Origin of the sequence: Stenotrophomonas sp. SMYL20, from assembly GCF_036320045.1 — a bacterium.
Lineage (GTDB): Bacteria > Pseudomonadota > Gammaproteobacteria > Xanthomonadales > Xanthomonadaceae > Stenotrophomonas > Stenotrophomonas maltophilia_A.
This window is the reverse complement of record NZ_JAWIRT010000045.1, coordinates 1-16,990: the sequence shown is the minus strand read 5'-3', so window position 1 is coordinate 16,990 and position 16,990 is coordinate 1. Positions and strand designations below refer to the sequence as shown.

The 16,990-nt window shown below is 68.4% G+C and carries 16 protein-coding genes; 8 read left to right on the top strand and 8 right to left on the bottom strand.

Annotated features, from left to right (window positions below; translation table 11 throughout):
- Positions 1 to 473 precede the first annotated feature (473 nt).
- Positions 474 to 2,573, top strand: a complete 2,100-nt coding sequence (locus V3B48_RS21020) for a glycosyl hydrolase family 18 protein (protein WP_329894392.1) — start codon at positions 474 to 476, stop codon at positions 2,571 to 2,573.
- A gap of 110 nt (positions 2,574 to 2,683) precedes the next feature.
- On the opposite strand, the gene V3B48_RS21015 is transcribed toward V3B48_RS21020, so the two are convergent.
- Together V3B48_RS21015 and xerD are read right to left on the bottom strand one after the other, a co-directional pair.
- A complete protein-coding gene (locus tag V3B48_RS21015) occupies positions 2,684 to 3,469 on the bottom strand; it encodes a thioredoxin fold domain-containing protein (RefSeq protein WP_329894391.1) in 786 nt (261 codons plus the stop codon).
- A 100-nt stretch (positions 3,470 to 3,569) separates the two neighbouring features.
- On the bottom strand, positions 3,570 to 4,547 hold the full coding sequence (gene xerD / locus V3B48_RS21010; protein WP_032128012.1) for a site-specific tyrosine recombinase XerD: 978 nt from the start codon (positions 4,545 to 4,547) through the stop codon (positions 3,570 to 3,572).
- Between the two features lie 56 nt (positions 4,548 to 4,603).
- Between xerD and V3B48_RS21005 the strand changes: the two genes are divergently transcribed.
- Positions 4,604 to 5,095 (top strand): RDD family protein, encoded by a 492-nt coding sequence (locus V3B48_RS21005; protein WP_329894390.1) that lies wholly within the window; start codon positions 4,604 to 4,606, stop codon positions 5,093 to 5,095.
- Positions 5,096 to 5,149: 54 nt separating this feature from the next.
- Here V3B48_RS21005 and V3B48_RS21000 read toward each other — a convergent pair whose 3' ends face one another.
- The 3 genes from V3B48_RS21000 to lptF are packed head-to-tail and all read right to left on the bottom strand — an operon-like array spanning position 5,150 to position 8,262.
- A complete protein-coding gene (locus V3B48_RS21000) occupies positions 5,150 to 6,022 on the bottom strand; it encodes a hypothetical protein (protein ID WP_329894389.1) in 873 nt (290 codons plus the stop codon).
- A gap of 54 nt (positions 6,023 to 6,076) precedes the next feature.
- Complete coding sequence (lptG, locus tag V3B48_RS20995) at positions 6,077 to 7,183, bottom strand: LPS export ABC transporter permease LptG (protein WP_329894388.1); 1,107 nt, start codon at positions 7,181 to 7,183, stop codon at positions 6,077 to 6,079.
- Complete coding sequence (gene lptF, locus V3B48_RS20990; RefSeq protein WP_032128008.1) at positions 7,180 to 8,262, bottom strand: LPS export ABC transporter permease LptF; 1,083 nt, start codon at positions 8,260 to 8,262, stop codon at positions 7,180 to 7,182. Before lptF ends, lptG begins: the two co-directional genes overlap by 4 nt.
- Before the next feature lie 104 nt (positions 8,263 to 8,366).
- On the opposite strand from lptF, the gene V3B48_RS20985 reads away from it, so the two are divergent.
- The 5 genes from V3B48_RS20985 (at position 8,367) to V3B48_RS20965 (ending at position 14,369) form a co-directional block, all read left to right on the top strand.
- The gene (locus V3B48_RS20985; RefSeq protein ID WP_329810708.1) at positions 8,367 to 9,845 is read left to right on the top strand and encodes a leucyl aminopeptidase; all 1,479 of its coding nucleotides are present in this window, start codon (positions 8,367 to 8,369) and stop codon (positions 9,843 to 9,845) included.
- Positions 9,846 to 9,927: 82 nt separating this feature from the next.
- The gene (locus V3B48_RS20980; RefSeq protein ID WP_032128006.1) at positions 9,928 to 10,353 is read left to right on the top strand and encodes a DNA polymerase III subunit chi; all 426 of its coding nucleotides are present in this window, start codon (positions 9,928 to 9,930) and stop codon (positions 10,351 to 10,353) included.
- A gap of 19 nt (positions 10,354 to 10,372) precedes the next feature.
- Positions 10,373 to 10,564, top strand: a complete 192-nt coding sequence (locus V3B48_RS20975) for a YqaE/Pmp3 family membrane protein (protein WP_012510005.1) — start codon at positions 10,373 to 10,375, stop codon at positions 10,562 to 10,564.
- 33 nt (positions 10,565 to 10,597) lie between these two features.
- On the top strand, positions 10,598 to 13,426 hold the full coding sequence (locus tag V3B48_RS20970; RefSeq protein ID WP_329894387.1) for a valine--tRNA ligase: 2,829 nt from the start codon (positions 10,598 to 10,600) through the stop codon (positions 13,424 to 13,426).
- 121 nt (positions 13,427 to 13,547) lie between these two features.
- Positions 13,548 to 14,369 (top strand): EamA family transporter, encoded by an 822-nt coding sequence (locus V3B48_RS20965; protein ID WP_121504845.1) that lies wholly within the window; start codon positions 13,548 to 13,550, stop codon positions 14,367 to 14,369.
- A gap of 142 nt (positions 14,370 to 14,511) precedes the next feature.
- On the opposite strand, the gene rimI is transcribed toward V3B48_RS20965, so the two are convergent.
- The 3 genes from rimI to pssA are packed head-to-tail and all read right to left on the bottom strand — an operon-like array spanning position 14,512 to position 16,285.
- On the bottom strand, positions 14,512 to 15,009 hold the full coding sequence (rimI, locus tag V3B48_RS20960) for a ribosomal protein S18-alanine N-acetyltransferase (protein ID WP_032128003.1): 498 nt from the start codon (positions 15,007 to 15,009) through the stop codon (positions 14,512 to 14,514).
- Positions 15,006 to 15,512, bottom strand: coding sequence for a hypothetical protein (locus tag V3B48_RS20955; RefSeq protein ID WP_329894386.1), 507 nt, complete (start codon positions 15,510 to 15,512; stop codon positions 15,006 to 15,008). Before V3B48_RS20955 ends, rimI begins: the two co-directional genes overlap by 4 nt.
- The gene (gene pssA, locus V3B48_RS20950) at positions 15,509 to 16,285 is read right to left on the bottom strand and encodes a CDP-diacylglycerol--serine O-phosphatidyltransferase (RefSeq protein ID WP_019660986.1); all 777 of its coding nucleotides are present in this window, start codon (positions 16,283 to 16,285) and stop codon (positions 15,509 to 15,511) included. The genes V3B48_RS20955 and pssA overlap by 4 nt, the downstream gene beginning before the upstream one ends.
- Positions 16,286 to 16,365: 80 nt before the next feature.
- On the opposite strand from pssA, the gene V3B48_RS20945 reads away from it, so the two are divergent.
- Positions 16,366 to 16,740, top strand: a complete 375-nt coding sequence (locus V3B48_RS20945) for a DUF4124 domain-containing protein (RefSeq protein WP_049400296.1) — start codon at positions 16,366 to 16,368, stop codon at positions 16,738 to 16,740.
- The last annotated feature ends 250 nt before the right edge of the window (positions 16,741 to 16,990 follow it).

Here is a 16,990-nt window from a genome sequence, read left to right as displayed (position 1 = left end):
TTCCGTGGCTGGCCGCGCAGGAACCTGTCCGTGGCCGGGGGGGGGGGGGGGGGGGGGGGGGGGGGGGGCCGGGGGGGGGGGCGCCCCCCCCCCCCCCCGGGCGGGCGGGCCCCCCCCCCGCCCCCCCCCCCCCGCCCCCCCCCCCCCCCCCCCCCCCCCCCCCCCCCCCCCCCCCCCCCCCGCCAAACCCCAGAAATCCGCTGTACGTGACCCACCCCAGCCACGAGGGGGCTCCGCCGATGGCCGCCGACCGCGCGCAGCGCCGCTCTCCATCCGAATCCCGGAACCATGCACTCGCTCACGGATTGACCACACGATTGATGACAACGTTGTCCCTACCTGGTGCCGGACTCTCTCCCCGGCCTCCCAGGTACCTCCGTCCGCCCCCTCCGTCGCCTTCCCGGGCGACGCCCGGACCTGCGTCACGCGCGGCGCCATCGGGGCCCGCGCGCCCTTTGATCGGAGACTTACCCATGTACGACCCGATTGTGCGCAGTGCCGAACGTTCGACCCGAAGCTGTCGTCCCCGCCGCCTGGCCTGGCTGCTTGCCCTGGCCGCCGGTACCGCCGCCCTGCCCGGCCTGGCGCAGGCCGCCAGCTGTGCCGGCGTGGCCCAGTGGGACCAGGCCAAGATCTACCGGGCTGGCGATACCCTGCAGAAAGGAGGCGTCCTCTATCGGGCGAACCAGGACATCTGGAACGCGCCGCCGGACCATCCGGCCGGTGCGCCCTACTACACCAACCTCGGTGCCTGCGATGGCAGCGGCGCCAACCAGCCGCCGGTGGTCAGCCTGACCTCGCCGGCCAACGGCGCCACCTTCAGCGCCGGCAGCACGGTCAACGTGACCGCCAACGCCAGTGATCCGGACGGCAGCGTCGCCAAGGTCGAGTTCTTCCGCGATGGCAGCACGCTGGGCGTGGCCACCAGTGCGCCGTACGCGGCCAGCTGGGCCAATGCCAGCGCCGGCAGCCACACCCTGCGTGCAGTCGCGACCGACAACAACAACGCCACCACCAGCACCGCGACCATCACCATCACCGTCAACGCCGCCGGTGGCGATACCACCGCACCGAGCGTGCCGGGCGGGCTGGCGGTCGGCACCCGCACCGCCAACAGCATCGCGCTCAGCTGGAGCCCGTCCACCGACAACACCGGTGGCAGCGGCGTGGCCGGCTACGACGTGTACCGCAACGGCAGCCTGGTCGGTTCACCGTCCAGCGCCAGCTACATCGATGGCGGGCTGACTGCCTCCACCACCTACCGCTACCGGGTTCGTGCCCGCGACAACGCCGGCAACGCCTCGGCCCAGGGCACCGAGATCAGCGCCACTACGCTGGCCGGCGACGGCGGCACCACCGGCAAGCGGGTGATCGGTTACTTCACCCAGTGGGGCATCTACGGCCGCAACTACCGGGTCAAGAACATCGACAGCAGTGGCTCGGCCGCACGCCTGACCCACATCAACTACGCGTTCGGCAACGTGCGCAACAACCGTTGCGAAGTGGGCATCACCCAGCCGTCGGATCCGAACAGCGGTGCCGGTGGCGATGCCTTCGCCGACTACACCAAGGCCTTCAGTGCCGCCGAGAGCGTCAGCGGCAGCGCCGATACCTGGGACCAGCCGTTGCGCGGTAACTGGAACCAGCTCAAGCAGCTCAAGGCCAAGTACCCGGGCATGAAGGTGCTGATCTCGCTGGGTGGCTGGACCTGGTCGCGTGGTTTCTCCAGCGCGGCGCGTCCGGAAAACCGCCAGGCCTTCGTCGCCTCGTGCATCGACGCCTACATCAAGGGCAACCTGCCGGTGACCGACGGTGCCGGTGGCGCCGGTGCCGCACTGGGCGTGTTCGACGGCATCGACGTCGACTGGGAGTACCCGGTGGCCTGTGGCATCGAATGCGGCAAGCCGGAGGACAACGCCAACTTCACCGCGCTGATGGCCGAGTTCCGCCGCCAGCTCGATGCGGTGCGTCCGGGCCTGTTGCTGACGGTGGCGGTGGGTGCCGGCATCGACAAGATCCGCGTCACTGATCCGGCCGCGTACCACCCGTATCTGGACTACATCAACGTGATGACCTACGACTTCCACGGCGCGTGGGATGCGAAGACCAATCACCAGTCGGCGCTGTTCGATTCGCCGAATGATCCGTCCACCGGCGACCAGAAGCTCTACAACAGCAACGACGCCATCGAGGCCTTCATCAGCCGTGGCGTGCCCGCCGCCAAGCTCAACCTGGGCATCGGCTACTACGGGCGTGGCTGGACCGGTGTGACCAACGCCAACAACGGCCTGTACCAGACCGCGACCGGCGCCGCCCCGGGCACGTATGAAGCCGGCATCGAAGACTGGAAGGTGCTGAAGAACCTGGCGTGGCCGGGCTACACCGACAACACCGCCGGTGCCACCTGGATCTACAACGGCAGCACGCTGTGGAGCTTCGATACCCCGGCCAACATCACCCGCAAGATGGGCTACGTGAAGACCCAGGGCCTGGGCGGCGCGTTCGTCTGGGAGTTCAGCGGTGACGATGCGCAGGGCACGCTGACCAAGGCGGTCAGTGATGGCCTGAAATAAGCAAAAAGCCGGGGGCGCATTGTGCGCCCCCGGCCTCTGATCTGTAGCGCCGAGCCCATGCTCGGCTGATGGTCCCGCAGTCGAGCATGCCTCGACGCTACGATTCCGCGTCAGCGCTTCTCGGACAGCTTGTCCAGCGCCGCACGCAGCTGCGCCGGCGGCAGGTAACCGCCCAGCTGGGTGCCATCCGGCGCGAAGATCGCCGGCGTGCCGTTCACGCCCAACTGCTGGCCCAGCGCGTACTGCATCGCCACCGGGTTGGTGCAGTTCTTGGCCGGCACATTGCCACCGCGCTTGGCGTTGGTCAGGGCCTGGCGGCGATCCGCTGCACACCAGACCGAAATCATGTCGGTGTAGTCCTTGCTGCCCAGGCCCATGCGCGGGAATGCCAGGTACTCGACCGAGATGCCGTTGCGGTTGAGCTCAGCGATGTCTTGGTGCAGCTTGCGGCAGTAACCGCACTCGATGTCGGTGAACACGCTGATGGTGTACTTCGCGTTCGGCGCGGCGAACACGATGCGGTCGCCGTGGTTGGCCTTGGCCAGCAGATCGCGGCGGTAGCCGAGCAGGCCTTCGCTGTTGGCCGGGCCCTTGGCACGCGTGTCGTAGGGCTGCGACTGGAACAGGTAGCGGCCATCGTCGGACACGTACAGCAACTGGCCGGAGACCACCACTTCGCGGAAGCCGGGGAACGGCGCAGCGCCGATGTAGTCCACCTGGAAGCCGGGATTCAGGGCGGTCAGCGCGGCGCGTACGGCCTGGTCGGCCGAAGCGTTGGCGGCCGGGACGGCCTTGGCCGCAGCCGCGGCGGGTGCCTTGGCGGCCGGCGGAGCCGGCTGGGCGCAGGCGGTCAGGCTGAGCGCACCGAACACGGCGGCGATGGCAAATCGGAGCATGGAGCGGTCCGCGACAGAAGAAGACCCCGGATTCTGACACAGCCGCCGCTACCGGGCCGCGACACTGCCCACCGTCCGAGGCCGGGGTTCAGGCCGCTGCTCAGCCGCGCGGATGGTGACGGGCGTGCAGCTTCTGCAGGTGTTCGCGGGCCACCAGGGTGTAGATCTGGGTGGTCGACAGCGAACTGTGGCCGAGCAGCATCTGCAGCGCGCGCAGGTCGGCGCCGCGGTTGAGCAGATGCGTGGCGAAGCTGTGGCGCAGGCCATGCGGGCTGATCCGCACCGGATCGATACCGGCCACCTGCGCGTGGCGCTTGACCAGATGCCAGAACGCCTGGCGGGTCAGCGCATGCAGCGTCGGCTCGACAAACAATGGGGTCTGCCCATCGGCCAGCGCCTGCACCTTGCCCTTGCCGACCAGCTGCGGGCGCGACGCCTGCAGATAGCGCTCCAGCCAGTGCTGCGATTCCTCGCCCAGCGGCACCAGCCGCTCCTTGCTGCCCTTGCCCGTGACCCTCAGCACGCCTTGGCGCAGGTTGACTGCCGTGGCCGGTAGCAGCACCAGCTCGCTCACGCGCAGGCCGGCCGCATACATCAGCTCCAGCATGGCGCGGTCGCGCAGGCCCAGCGGACTGTCGATGTCCGGCGCCGCCAGCAGTGCGTCGATCTGGCTTTCGGCCAGCGCCTTCGGCAACAGCCGCGGCAGCTTCGGCGGGTCCAGCAGTGCACTGGGGTCCTCGCTGCGTTCACCACGGCGCACGCCATCGGCGAAGAACGCGCGCAGCGCCGACAGCAGGCGCGCATTGCTGCGCGGCGACCAGCCATGCCGGGTGCGCCAGGCCAGGTAATCGAACAACCCCGGGCGCTCGATGCCGGCCAGGCCACCGTCGCGTCCATCCATCCAGCGCGCCAGCCCTTCCAGGTCGCGCCGGTAGCTGTCGAGGGTGGCGCGGGCCAGGCCGTTCTCGGCCCAGATCGCATCGAGGAAGCGCTGGATGCGCGCGCTGTCGTCGGCGCGCAGTTCGGGCAGTTGCTGCACCAGCTGGCGGCGTTCGGCGGGGGTGGAAACAAGGGCCATGGGTGCAGGATACGAGGGCCACTGCGGGCGCGGCCAGCTTTGCGTATGCTCGGCGCATGTCCCGCCCCGCCACCGACACGGCCCCTGCGGCCGCTACCGAAATGCCCCGCCCACGTGCCTTGTTGGCCTGGCGCGTGCTGGCGATGGTCTACGACGCACTGCCGGTGCTGGCGCTGTGGATGCTGGCCGGCACGCTGTTCACCCTCGCCTACACCTTCAGCGGCCACGCGCAGCGCGAGAACATCGCACCGTTCAGTGCCTGGCAGTGGCTGCTGTGGGCGGTGTGCTGGGGAATCACGGGGTGGTACGCCACGGCCAGCTGGCGCCGTGGCGGACAGACACTGGGCATGCGTCCGTGGCGGCTGAAACTGCAATCGCGCGATGGCACGCCGCTGCGGCGCGGCCAGCTGTGGCTGCGCTTCGCGGTAGGCACGCTGTCACTGCTGCTGGGCGGGCTGGGATTCTGGTGGGCGTGGGTCGACCGCGATCGCCTGACCTGGCATGACCGCGCCAGCGGCACCCGCGTGGTGCGCATGCCGAAGCGGTAAAGCGCTGTCTGCAGGGCCGAGCACGCGCTCGGCGCTACACGAACAGCGCAGCGATCAGCCTGCAGGCGCCGGGTCGGGCAGGATCACCGCCGGCTGGGCCCAGAGGTCGAAGTAGGCGGACGCGAACGCATTGGCCTGCACGTCATCGGCCACCGGAACCTGTCCGCTCAACTGCGCCCGGGTCTTCACGAAGTCCTGCCACAGCTTCAGGCTGGCCTTCTTCAGGCGCCTCTGCTCCCCCGCGTCGGTGGCCGCCAGATAGTGCGCGTAGAGGTCGCGCATCGGTTTGCCCTGGGCCTCATAGGCCGCCGGGAGCGCCGGCAGTTGGGCCGGGGTGAATGCCACCGTTGCCGCCGGCACCTGGTAGCCGCCCGGCCCGAAGGCCTCCTTCAGGTCTTCCCCGGCGTCCAGGTATTCGAAGAAGCCAGGCACGTTGTAGAGCTTGGTCCGGTAGTCGGACGAGGTATCCGGGCTGCTGGAGACCACCGTGTCAGGCAGTTCGTCCTTCAGTCCTGCGTCCCAACGGCGCGGAATGAAGAAGCCGGTCGCCTTCACGTAGGGACCCTCGATCTCCACATCGTTCAGTTCGATCTTCGATGCCAGGTTGCCGGTATTGGTTTTGCTGGTGACGTACTGCTCGGTGACGATCACGTACTCGGCCATGGCCGGGTTGATCAGCCCGCCGATCCCGTCGGCGTAGACAACCATGCGGACGCTGCCGATCTTCTCGCTCTGCAGCCGGTACTGGCCCGGCTCCAGGACCAGGGGCATGGAGGTGTGCGGCGGCAGGGTGTGCACCTGCTGATCGATCGACAGGGTCAGCGGCGCATCGGTCGGGTTGTCGATCTCGAAGTCGACCGTGGACCGGCTGCAGCCGGCAGAGAGCAGCACGGCCGCAATACACGGCAGAAGGCGTTGAAAGCTCATGTTCGTCCTTGAAATGAAACGGAAACAGCCGGGCCATGCCCGGCTCCATGGGGGTCAGCCCGACTTGCGCCGGAACAGCAGTCCGGACACCGCCAGCATCACGATCGGCGGCAACGCATAGGCAATGCGGTAATCGAACTTCAGCGCACCGGCCATGCGGCCGAAGAACAGCTGCAGCAGCCAGAAGCCCAGTGCGAACAGGATGCCCAGGAACAGGCGCTTGCCCATGCCGCCGCTGCGCAGCGACCCGAACGCGAACGGCACCGCCGCCAGGCACAGTGCCAGCACATTCACCGGGTAGAACCAGCGGCTCCAGTACACATCCTCGAAGTCGCGCGCATCCAGCCCGTTACGCTGGCGGTAGGCAATGCTGGTGCTGAGCTCGGACACGCTGAGGTTGCGTGGCTTGGCGATGCCGGTGGCCAGTGCCGCCGCATCCAGCTTCGAGTTCCACGGCTCGCGCGCCACTTCCTGGCGGGCCGCCGAGCGCTCGCCGAAGGTGTCGCGACGCACGCCGGTCAACACCCAGCCGTCCTTGTCGTGCTCGGCGGTGGCGGCATGGGTCAACGAGGCGATCTTGCCGTCTTCGGCGACCCGGTACAGGCGCACGTCGCGCAGGATCAGGCGCGTGCCCTTGTCGCCGACCAGCTGCTCCTCGCCGCTCTGCGCGTTGAGGAAGGTATCGCCCTCGCGTGCCCACAGGCCCGAGTAGCGGCTGGTGGCAATATCCCGCCCCCACTTGGCGCTGGACTTCAACGCATCGGCGCGGTCCTGGCCCCAGGGGCCCAGGGTCTCGGCGCTGAACACCATCACCGCGGTCAGCAGCGACAGCGCGATCGCCACCGAAACGCTCAGGCGCTTGCGCGACAGGCCCAGCGCACGCAGCGCGGTCAGCTCCGAGGTCGCCGCCAGCTGGCCCAGGCCCATCAGTGCACCGATCACCGCGGCGGTGGGGAACATGGTGTAGGCGCGGCGTGGCACCGTGTACAGCACCCAGGCGGCGGCATGGCCCAGCGTGTAGCCGTTCTTGCCGATGTCCTTGAACTCGCCGGAGAACGCCATCACCACGTCCAGGCCAACCAGCACGGCCCAGGTCAGCAGCACCGTGGTGAACACCGACCGGCCCAGGTACAGGTCGAAACGCATCGGGCGCAGCCTCATGCGCGGGCTCCCTTCGGGCGGCCCAGGCGGCCATCACGTGCATACATCCAGATTGCCAGCGCCAGCAACGGCAGGGTCAACCACCACAGGCCGAGCGCTGGGGGGATCTTGCCGTTGGCGATCCAGCCGCTGCCGATGAACATCAGATTGGTACCGACCATGTAGGCCATCAGCGCCAGCATCATGCGGCCGTAGCGCTGCTGGCGCGGCGAGCTCCGGCCCAGCGGCACGGTCAGCAGGGCGAACGCCAGCGCGATCAGCGGCGGCGCCAGGCGGCGGTGCAGCTGCGCCTGCGCCTGCGGACGCTCATCGCCGATCAGCTGCAGGGTCGGCATCAGTTCCGGGTCATCCTCGGTGCGGGTCTGCGCGCCATCGGGCAGGGCCACGTCATTGCGGGCAAAGGTCGCCAGGCGGTAGTCCAGGCCACCAGCCACCGGCCCTTCCACCTGGTGGCCGTCATCCAGCTCCAGGAAGCGCTGACGGGTGCCCTCGAAGAACATGCGGCCGCCATTGGCCGACACCACCTCCAGGCGGTCATCCTTCTGGCGCTGCAGGAACACCTTGCCCAGCTGGGTGCCATCGGGCGAGATCGAGGACAGGTAGACCACGCCGCCGTTGGGCAGGGGGGTGAAGCGGCCCGGCTCCAGACCGGCCATCAGCACGCTGCGGTTGGCCTCGATGATCATCTGCTCGGCCACCCGGCCGGCCCACGGGCCCAGCCACAGCGAGCAGGCGCCCACCAGGGCCACCACCGGCACCACCAGCATCAGCAGTGGCCGCAGCAGTCGCTTGGGGCCGACACCAATGGCGGTGATCACTGCCATTTCCGAGTCGCGGTACAGGCGCGCGATGGCCAGCAGCAGGCCCAGCATCAGCGCCAGCGGCAGGATCAGCGGCAGGTAGGCGATGAACTGCAGGCCCAGCTGCGAGAACAGCAGCTTGGCCGGCAGGCGCCCGTCGGCGATGTTGCCGAGGATGTCCACCAGCACGCCGCCCACGCTGACCACCAGCAGGACGATCAGGGTAGCCAGGAAACTCTGGACGAAATCGCCCAGCAGGTATCGGTCGAGCTTCAGCATGGGGCGGTGGTTTAAACTCTGGGGTTCGTTCGCGGTGCCGCCCAGTCTACTGTCTGGGCGTAAACGGCCTGCGATTGTACGGACTCGCCAATGGAATCTGCTCAATGGCCCTCGAATTCACCCTGAACCACGTTGCTCCGGCCGCCGCCACCGTCGATTGCCTGGTGGTTGGCGCGTATGCCGACCATACCCTGACCCCGGCCGCACAGGCCCTGGACGCCGCCAGCGGTGGCCGCCTGGCCGCCCTGGCCCAGCGCGGCGACCTGTCCGGCAAGACCGGCGCCACCACCCTGCTGCATGACCTGCCGGGCGTGACCGCCCCGCGCGTGCTGGTGGTCGGCCTCGGCGAAGTCGCCCGTTTCGGCGTGCCGCAGTACCTGAAGGCCGTCGGCGACGCCGTGCGCGCGCTGAAGGCCGGTGCTGCCCGCAGCGCACTGTTCACCCTGTCCGAAGTGGCGGTGAAGGACCGCGACGCGGCCTGGGCGATCCGCCAGGCGGTGATCGCCGCCGATCATGCCGCGTACCGCTACACCGCCACCCTGGGCAAGAAGAAGGCCGACGACGCCGGCCTGGCCCAGCTGGCCATCGCCGGTGACGACGCGCAGGCCCTGGCTCAGGGCCAGGCCATCGCCGCCGGTGTCGAGTTCGCCCGCGAACTGGGCAACCTGCCGCCGAACTACTGCACCCCGGCCCATCTGGCCGAGGTCGGCGTGAAGTTCGCCGGCGAGCACGACGGTGCCGAAGCCGAGATCCTCGACGAGCACCAGATGGAAGCACTGGGCATGGGCTCGCTGCTGGCCGTGGCCCGTGGTTCGGCCAACCGCCCGCGCTTGGTCGTGCTGAAGTGGAACAATGGCGGCGACGCCAAGCCGTACGTGCTGGTCGGCAAGGGCATCACCTTCGATACCGGTGGCGTCAACCTGAAGACCCAGGGCGGCATCGAAGAGATGAAGTACGACATGTGCGGTGGCGCCAACGTCATCGGCACCTTCGTCGCTGCGGTCAAGGCCAAGCTGCCGCTGAACCTGGTGGTGGTGGTGCCGGCGGTGGAAAACGCCATCGACGGCAACGCCTACCGTCCGTCCGACGTGATCACCTCGATGTCGGGCAAGACCATCGAAGTGGGCAACACCGACGCCGAAGGCCGCCTGATCCTGTGCGATGCGCTGACCTACGCGCAGCGCTTCGAGCCGGCCGCGCTGGTCGACGTCGCAACCCTGACCGGCGCCTGCATGGTCGCCCTGGGCCACCAGACCGCCGGCCTGATGAGCAAGCACGACGACCTGGCCAACGAGCTGCTGGCCGCCGGCGAGCAGGTGTTCGACCGCGCCTGGCGCCTGCCGCTGTGGGACGAGTACCAGCCGATGCTGGATTCGACCTTCGCCGACGTCTACAACATCGGCGGCCGCTGGGCCGGTGCGATCACCGCCGGCTGTTTCCTGTCGCGCTTCGCCGAAGGCCAGCGCTGGGCCCACCTGGACATCGCCGGCGTGGCCAGCGATGAAGGCAAGCGTGGCATGGCCACCGGCCGCCCGGTCGGCCTGCTGAGCCAGTGGCTGCTGGACCAGGCCGCCCGCGCCTGATGCCGTACCCGACCCTGGCCGGCCTCCGCCGGCCAGGGCCTCGCCCGGCACTGCCGGGCCCCTGCCTGACCCGGACCCTGCCATGCCCCGCGCCGACTTCTACCTGATCGCCAAGCCCCGCTTCCTGACCGAGCCGTTGCGCCTGGTCTGCGAGCTGGCGCGCAAGGCCAACGACGCCGGGTTGTTCACCCTTGTGCTGGCCCGCGACCAGGCCCAGGCCGAGGAGCTGGACGAACTGCTGTGGGCGTTCGACAACGATGCCTACATCCCGCACCAGATCGCCGGCGAGGACATGGACGAGGAAGAAGCCCTGGTGCTGATCGCCGTGCCGGGCACCGAGGCACCGGCGCGCCCGCTGGTGATCAACCTGCGTGATGAACCCTGGCTGGGCGAGTGCGAGCGCGTGCTGGAAGTGGTTCCGGCCGACCCGGAAGCGCGCGAACCGCTGCGCGAACGCTGGCGCCAGTACAAGACCGCCGGTTACGACCTGAACAAGCACGACATGTAAGTCCAGCGAGGACCCCTTGATGCGCCTGTTGATCGCCCTGATTCTTCCCTGGCTGTCCTTCTTCACCATCGGCCGGCCGTTTGCCGGCATTGTCTGCCTGATCCTGCAGATCACCCTGATCGGCTGGCTGCCCGCCGCCATCTGGGCCGCCTACGCGGTCAGCCAGTACCACACCGACCAGAAGATCCGGCGCGCCCTCGGGCCGCGCTGATCTCCCTTCCGCCTTGATTACCGGTTCCCCCGCATGACCCAACTCGCCTCCAGTTACGACCCGAAGTCCTTCGAGACCGACCTCTACGAGGCCTGGGAGAAGGCCGGCCACTTCAAGCCGTCCGGCACGGGCGAGCCGTACACCATCCTGCTGCCGCCGCCGAACGTGACCGGCACCCTGCACATGGGCCACGCCTTCCAGCAGACCCTGATGGACGCGCTGGTGCGCTACCACCGCATGCGTGGCTACGACACGCTGTGGCAGGTCGGTACCGATCATGCCGGCATCGCCACCGAAATGGTGGTCAGCCGCAACCTGGCGCTGGAAGGTAAGGGCGAGACCCGCGATTCGCTGGGCCGCGAAGGCTTCATCGGCAAGGTCTGGGAGTGGAAGCAGCAGTCCGGCGACACCATCGAACGCCAGATGCGCCGCCTCGGCACCTCCGCCGACTGGTCGCGCAGCACCTTCACCATGGACCCGCAGCCGTCGGCGGCGGTCAACGAGGCCTTCGTGCGCTGGTACGAGCAGGGCCTGATCTACCGCGGCCAGCGCCTGGTCAACTGGGACCCGGTGCTGAAGACCGCCATTTCCGACCTGGAAGTGGAAAGCGCCGAGGAAGACGGCTTCCTGTGGTCGATCGCCTACACGCTGGATGAGGGCCTGAGCTACGAACACGTCGAGCGCGATGCCGACGGCGTGGAAACCCTGCGCGAAACCCGCGACTACCTGGTCGTCGCCACCACCCGCCCGGAAACCCTGCTGGGCGATACCGCGGTGATGGTGCACCCGGAAGACGAGCGCTATGCACATCTGATCGGCAAGAGCGTGGTGCTGCCGCTGACCGGCCGCCGCGTCCCGGTGATCGCCGACGACTACGTGGACCGTGCCTTCGGCACCGGCGTGGTCAAGGTCACCCCGGCGCACGATTTCAACGACTACGAAGTGGGCGTGCGCCACAGCCTGCCGATGATCAACCTGTTCACCCCGGTGGCGGCGCTGAACGAAAACGCGCCGGAGCGTTTCCAGGGCCTGGACCGCTACGCCGCGCGCAAGGCCGTGCTGGCCGAGCTGGAAGACCTGGGCATCCTGGTCGAGACCAAGGCGCACAAGCTGCAGGTGCCGCGCGGCGACCGTACCGGCCAGGTGATCGAGCCGTACCTGACCGACCAGTGGTTCGTGAAGATGGACAACCTGGCCAAGCGTGGCCTGGAGCTGGTCGAAGACGGCAGCATTTCCTTCGTGCCGCCGAACTGGATCAACACTTACCGCCACTGGATGAACAACATCCAGGACTGGTGCATCAGCCGCCAGCTGTGGTGGGGCCACCGCATTCCGGCGTGGTTCGACGAAGCCACCGGCAGCTGCTACGTCGGTCGCAGCGAAGAGGAAGTGCGGGCGAAGCACAACCTGGGCAGCGACGTGGTGCTGAACCAGGAAAGCGACGTGCTGGAGACCTGGTTCTCCTCGCAGCTGTGGCCGTTCTCCACCCTGGGCTGGCCGAACGAACAGGCCATGGCCGAGCGCGGCTTCGACCGCTACCTGCCGTCGTCGGTGCTGATCACTGGCTTCGACATCATCTTCTTCTGGGTGGCGCGCATGATCATGGCCACCGACAACCTGGTCGGGAAGATCCCGTTCAAGGACGTCTACTTCACCGGCCTGATCCGCGACGGCCAGGGCCAGAAGATGTCCAAGAGCAAGGGCAACGTGCTCGATCCGCTGGACATCATCGACGGCATCACCATCGACGATCTGGTCGCCAAGCGCACCGGCGGCCTGATGCAGCCGAAGATGGTGGAGAAGATCGAGAAGGCCACCCGCAAGGAATTCCCGGACGGCATTGCTGCCCACGGTGCCGATGCGCTGCGCTTCACCATCGCCGCGCTGGCCACCCACGGCCGCGACATCAAGTTCGACATGAACCGCGCCGAGGGCTACAAGAACTTCTGCAACAAGCTGTGGAACGCCAGCCGCTTCACCCTGATGAACACCGAGGGTGCAACGTTCACCGGCGTGCCGACGCCGCGCACCGATGCCGAGCGCTGGATCCTTGCGCGCCTGGCGGCGGTGTCCACCGAGGCGCAGGGCCACTACGCCAACTACCGCTTCGACCTGCTGGCGCAGTGCCTGTACGAGTTCGCCTGGAACGAGTTCTGCGACTGGTTCCTGGAGCTGAGCAAGCCGGCACTGAATGGTGCCGATGCCGCCGACGCCGAAAGCACCCGCCACACTCTGCTGTACGTGCTGGAAGCGCTGCTGCGCCTGCTGCACCCGCTCACGCCGTTCATCACCGAACAGCTGTGGCAGCAGCTGGCCCCGCGCCTGGGCCTGGCCGAAACCACGCTGTCGCTGCGCCCCTACCCGACCGCCGCCGAGTTCGAAGGCGATTTCACTCAGGCTGAAGCCGACGTGGAATGGCTGAAGGCGGTGATCAGTGCGGTGCGTCGCGTGCGCAGCGAACTGAACGTCGCCCCGTCCAGGCAGGTGCCGCTGCGCCTGCAGGCCGGGCTGGAGCAGGACCGCGTGCGCATCGAACGTTTCAGCGCCTCGCTGTCGTTCCTGCTCAAGCTGGACAGCATCCAGTGGCTGGCCGAAGGCGAAAGCGCACCGCCGGCTGCCGCCGCGATCGTGGGCGAGCTGAAGCTGCTGGTGCCGCTGGAAGGCCTGGTCGATCTCGATGCCGAGCGCGTGCGCCTGGACAAGGAAATCGCCCGCGTCGAAGCCGAAAAGGAAAAGAGCGAGACCAAGCTGGCCAAGTTCACCGACAAGGTGCCGCCGGCGGTGGTCGAGCAGGAACGCATGCGCCTGGTCGACTGGAACACCCAGCTGGCCGGCCTGCGCGAGCAGCGCGCGAAGCTGTAAGTGCAGGGAAACGCCGGGTACTGCCCGGCGTTTCCTTTTGTAGAGTCGAGCCGTGCTCGACTCATGACAGCAGTCGAGCATGGCTCGACTCTACATTTCCCGCGCATGGCATCATCGCTGGATGCCGCTTTCCATCTTCCTGCTGGTTCTCGCCGCTGCAGCCCTGCACGCCAGCTGGAACGCGATCGTCAAGCGCGGGCCGGACAAGTTCCTCGGCACCGTACTGGTGACCGGCAGTGCCGCGCTGCTGTCGGCTGCCGGCCTGCCCTTCCTGCCATTTCCCGCCGCGCACAGCTGGCCGTGGCTGGGCGCGTCGGTGCTGCTGCAGGTGACCTACTACGGCCTGGTCGCACGCTGTTACCAGCAGGTCGACATGAGCCTGGCCTATCCACTGATGCGTGGCAGCGCGCCGATCCTGGTCGCGCTGGCGGGCACCCTGCTCGGTGAGCAGCTGCCGCCTGCGGCGTGGCTGGGCGTGGTGCTGGTCAGCACCGGCATCCTGTGCATGGCGCTGGGCGCGCGCGGCGGCCAGCTGCGCCTGCCGCTGCTGACCGCGGCGATGATTGCCACCTACACGCTGGTCGATGCGCAGGGCGCGCGTCAGTCCGGCAGCGCACTCAGCTATACGTTGTGGCTGTTCCTGCTGTCGGGCATTCCACTGCCACTGTGGGCGCTGTACACGCGCCGCGGCGCGGTGCTGGACTATGCGCGGCAGCACTGGCCGCTGGGGCTGGCCGGTGGCGTCGGCACCACCGCCTCGTATGCGATGGCGTTGTGGGCAATGACCCAGGCGCCGGTGGCGATGGTCTCGGCGTTGCGCGAATCGTCGATCCTGTTCGCGTTGCTGATCTCGGTGTTCCTGCTGCGCGAGCGGATTCCGCGTGCGCGCTGGCTGGCGGCGGCGTTGATCGTCGGGGGTGTGTTGGCACTGCGGCTGGCGTGAGGAAAGCGTGCCAACCAAGGTTGGCACCTACCGGACAAGCCATTGCACGCCTTGGTAGCAGCCGACCTTGGTCGGCGCATTCCTGCCACCCCCGGTTGCCGGCTACCGGTAGTGCTGGCCGCTGGCCGGCACCCCTTCTCCGTTACAGCGGCGGCATCGCCTGCAGGTCGCCGTCGACCAGTTCGATCGCCATCACCACCGCGTCTTCGCGGCCCTGTGCGGCCGGGTAGTAACGCGGGCGGCGACCGATCTCGTTGAAGCCTTCGCTGTGGTACAAGGCCAGCGCCGGTGTGTTGGACGGACGCACTTCAAGGAACACACGCTGCGCACCCCGGTCGCCGGCCAGCTGTACCAGCGCGCGCAGCAGCTGACGCCCGAGCCCACGCGACTGCGTCAGCGGGTCGATGCAGACGTTCAGCACATGGGCTTCGTCGGCCGCGATGCTGAGTACGCCATAGCCGATCAACTGGCCATCGCGCTCCATGGCCAGGCCCGGATAGCCCGCACGCAGGCAGTCGACGAAGATGCCGCGGGTCCAGGGAAACGGATAGCCGCGTACTTCAATCGCCATCACCGCGTTGAGGTCGCTCTCGCGCAGCGCGCGCAGGCTGACCGGACCGGGCTGGCTGACCGCACTCATGGCGTGCCCCGCTTGCGCAGGGCGCGCAGCTGCGGCCACAGCGCGCGCTTGGCGGCCGGGTCCTGACGCAGCTGGTCCAGCGGCCAGCTATCCATCAGCGCCTGCGTGGCCGGATCATTGGGATTGCAGCCGGACGCGCGCAGCAAGGCGATCTGCAGGCGATCCGGCAGGCGCACCACCGGCTGCCGGGCATTGCCAGGCAGCGGCCGGGCAGCCGCGGGCGCGGTGTCCGGTGCGCTGACCGGGGTCTCGCGACGCGCTGGCGCCGGGCGTTCCTGGCGGGAAACCGGTGCGGCCGCAGCCAGAGGTTCGCGCGCGGGTGCGGTTGACGCCCGCGCCTGCTCCGCCGCTGGTGTGGCAGCCGCCTCGGCGTCGGCCACGCTCAGCTGCAGCGCGGCATCCAGCTTGGCGGCCAGCTGGCCGTCGTGATAGACGGTGTAGCCCATGGCCTGCAGCCAGGCCTGCTGGGCCGGTGACCACAGCACGGGCAGGTCCTCGCTCACGCGGCCTCGGGCTTCTTGCGCAGGCGCTGCACGGCCCACATCACCGGGCCCGACAAGGCGTACAGGATGCCCACCGCGAACAGCACGCGCGGCAGGTCGATGACCGCAATGGCGATCGCCACTGGCACCAGGGCCAGTACCAGGAACGGCACGCGGTCGGAGCGGGTGCCCTTGGCGCCGCCGCCCTTGAAGCTCCAGAAGCGGATGCGGCTGACCATCAGCAGCGCCGCGATGATCGTCACCGCCAGCGCCACGTAGCGCAGCTGGTTGCCGTCCCAGCCCAGGTTGCCATCGGCGAACGCCCAGACGAAGGACATCATCAGGCCGGCCGCGGCCGGGCTGGCAAGGCCGACGAACCAGCGCTTGTCGACCACCGCTACCTGGGTATTGAAGCGGGCCAGGCGCAGCGCCGCGCAGGCGGCATACAGGAAGGCCACGGCCCAGCCGACGCGACCCAGCAGCGGGTCGTCGAACTTCAGCCACGACAGCGACCAGTGGTACATCACCAGCGCCGGGGCCATGCCGAAGCTGACCAGGTCGGCCAGCGAGTCGTACTGCACGCCGAATTCGCTGCTGGTGCCGGTCAGGCGCGCCACGCGCCCATCCAGGCCATCCATCACCGCCGCCACGAACACGGCGATGCTGGCGTTGACGAAGTCCCCGTTGGCCGCGGCGATGATCGCGTAGAAGCCGGCAAACAGGCCGGCGGTGGTGAACAGGTTGGGCAGCAGGTAAATCGTGCGCGAACGCGGCGGCGGTGTGATCGGGTCCATGGAATCCAGTTTAATCGACTTGCCAGTGCTCGGCGCCAATGCTGCAATCGGCGTTCTACGCCCATTCCGTGGAGTTTGCCATGCGTGCCCTGTCCTGCCTTGGATGCCTGCTGCTGTTGGCCAGTGCCAACGCCGTGGCCGGCCCGGTCTACAAATGGAAGGACGCCAATGGCGTGACCCAGTATTCGGAGACCCCGCCGGCGGGCAGGAAGTTCGAGACCCGGGCGCAGGCGCGCAGTCCCCAGGCGGCGGCCAGCGCCGAGACCCCGGCCGCGCCGGTGCCCGAGCAGTGCAGCACCGCCCGCGCCAACCTGGCCCTGCTGGACGGCGGCGGCCAGGTGATGCAGGACACCGATGGTGATGGCAAGGCCGATACCGCGTTGGCTCCGGAGCAGCGCAGCGCGCAGAAGGGATTGGCTGAAGCCGCCATCAAGGCCTACTGCCCGGCGGAGTGAGGGTTATCGGCAGGGCTTGCAGCCCTGCACCCGCAGAGGCAATGGCAAGGGCAACGTCAAAAGCGGGCATTCCGTGGAATGGCGGGGCGGTGTCGGATTGCGGGGACGCCGCAAGTACGTCCATGTAGCAACTGTGTTGCTGGAGAGTCTCAGGCCCGTCAGGTAAACGGGCACGGTAGTGCCGGCCGCTGGCCGGCAGCCTTTGGTCTTTCGCCCTGGCTCGCCTCAGACGGGGACTAGCCCGCTTTCA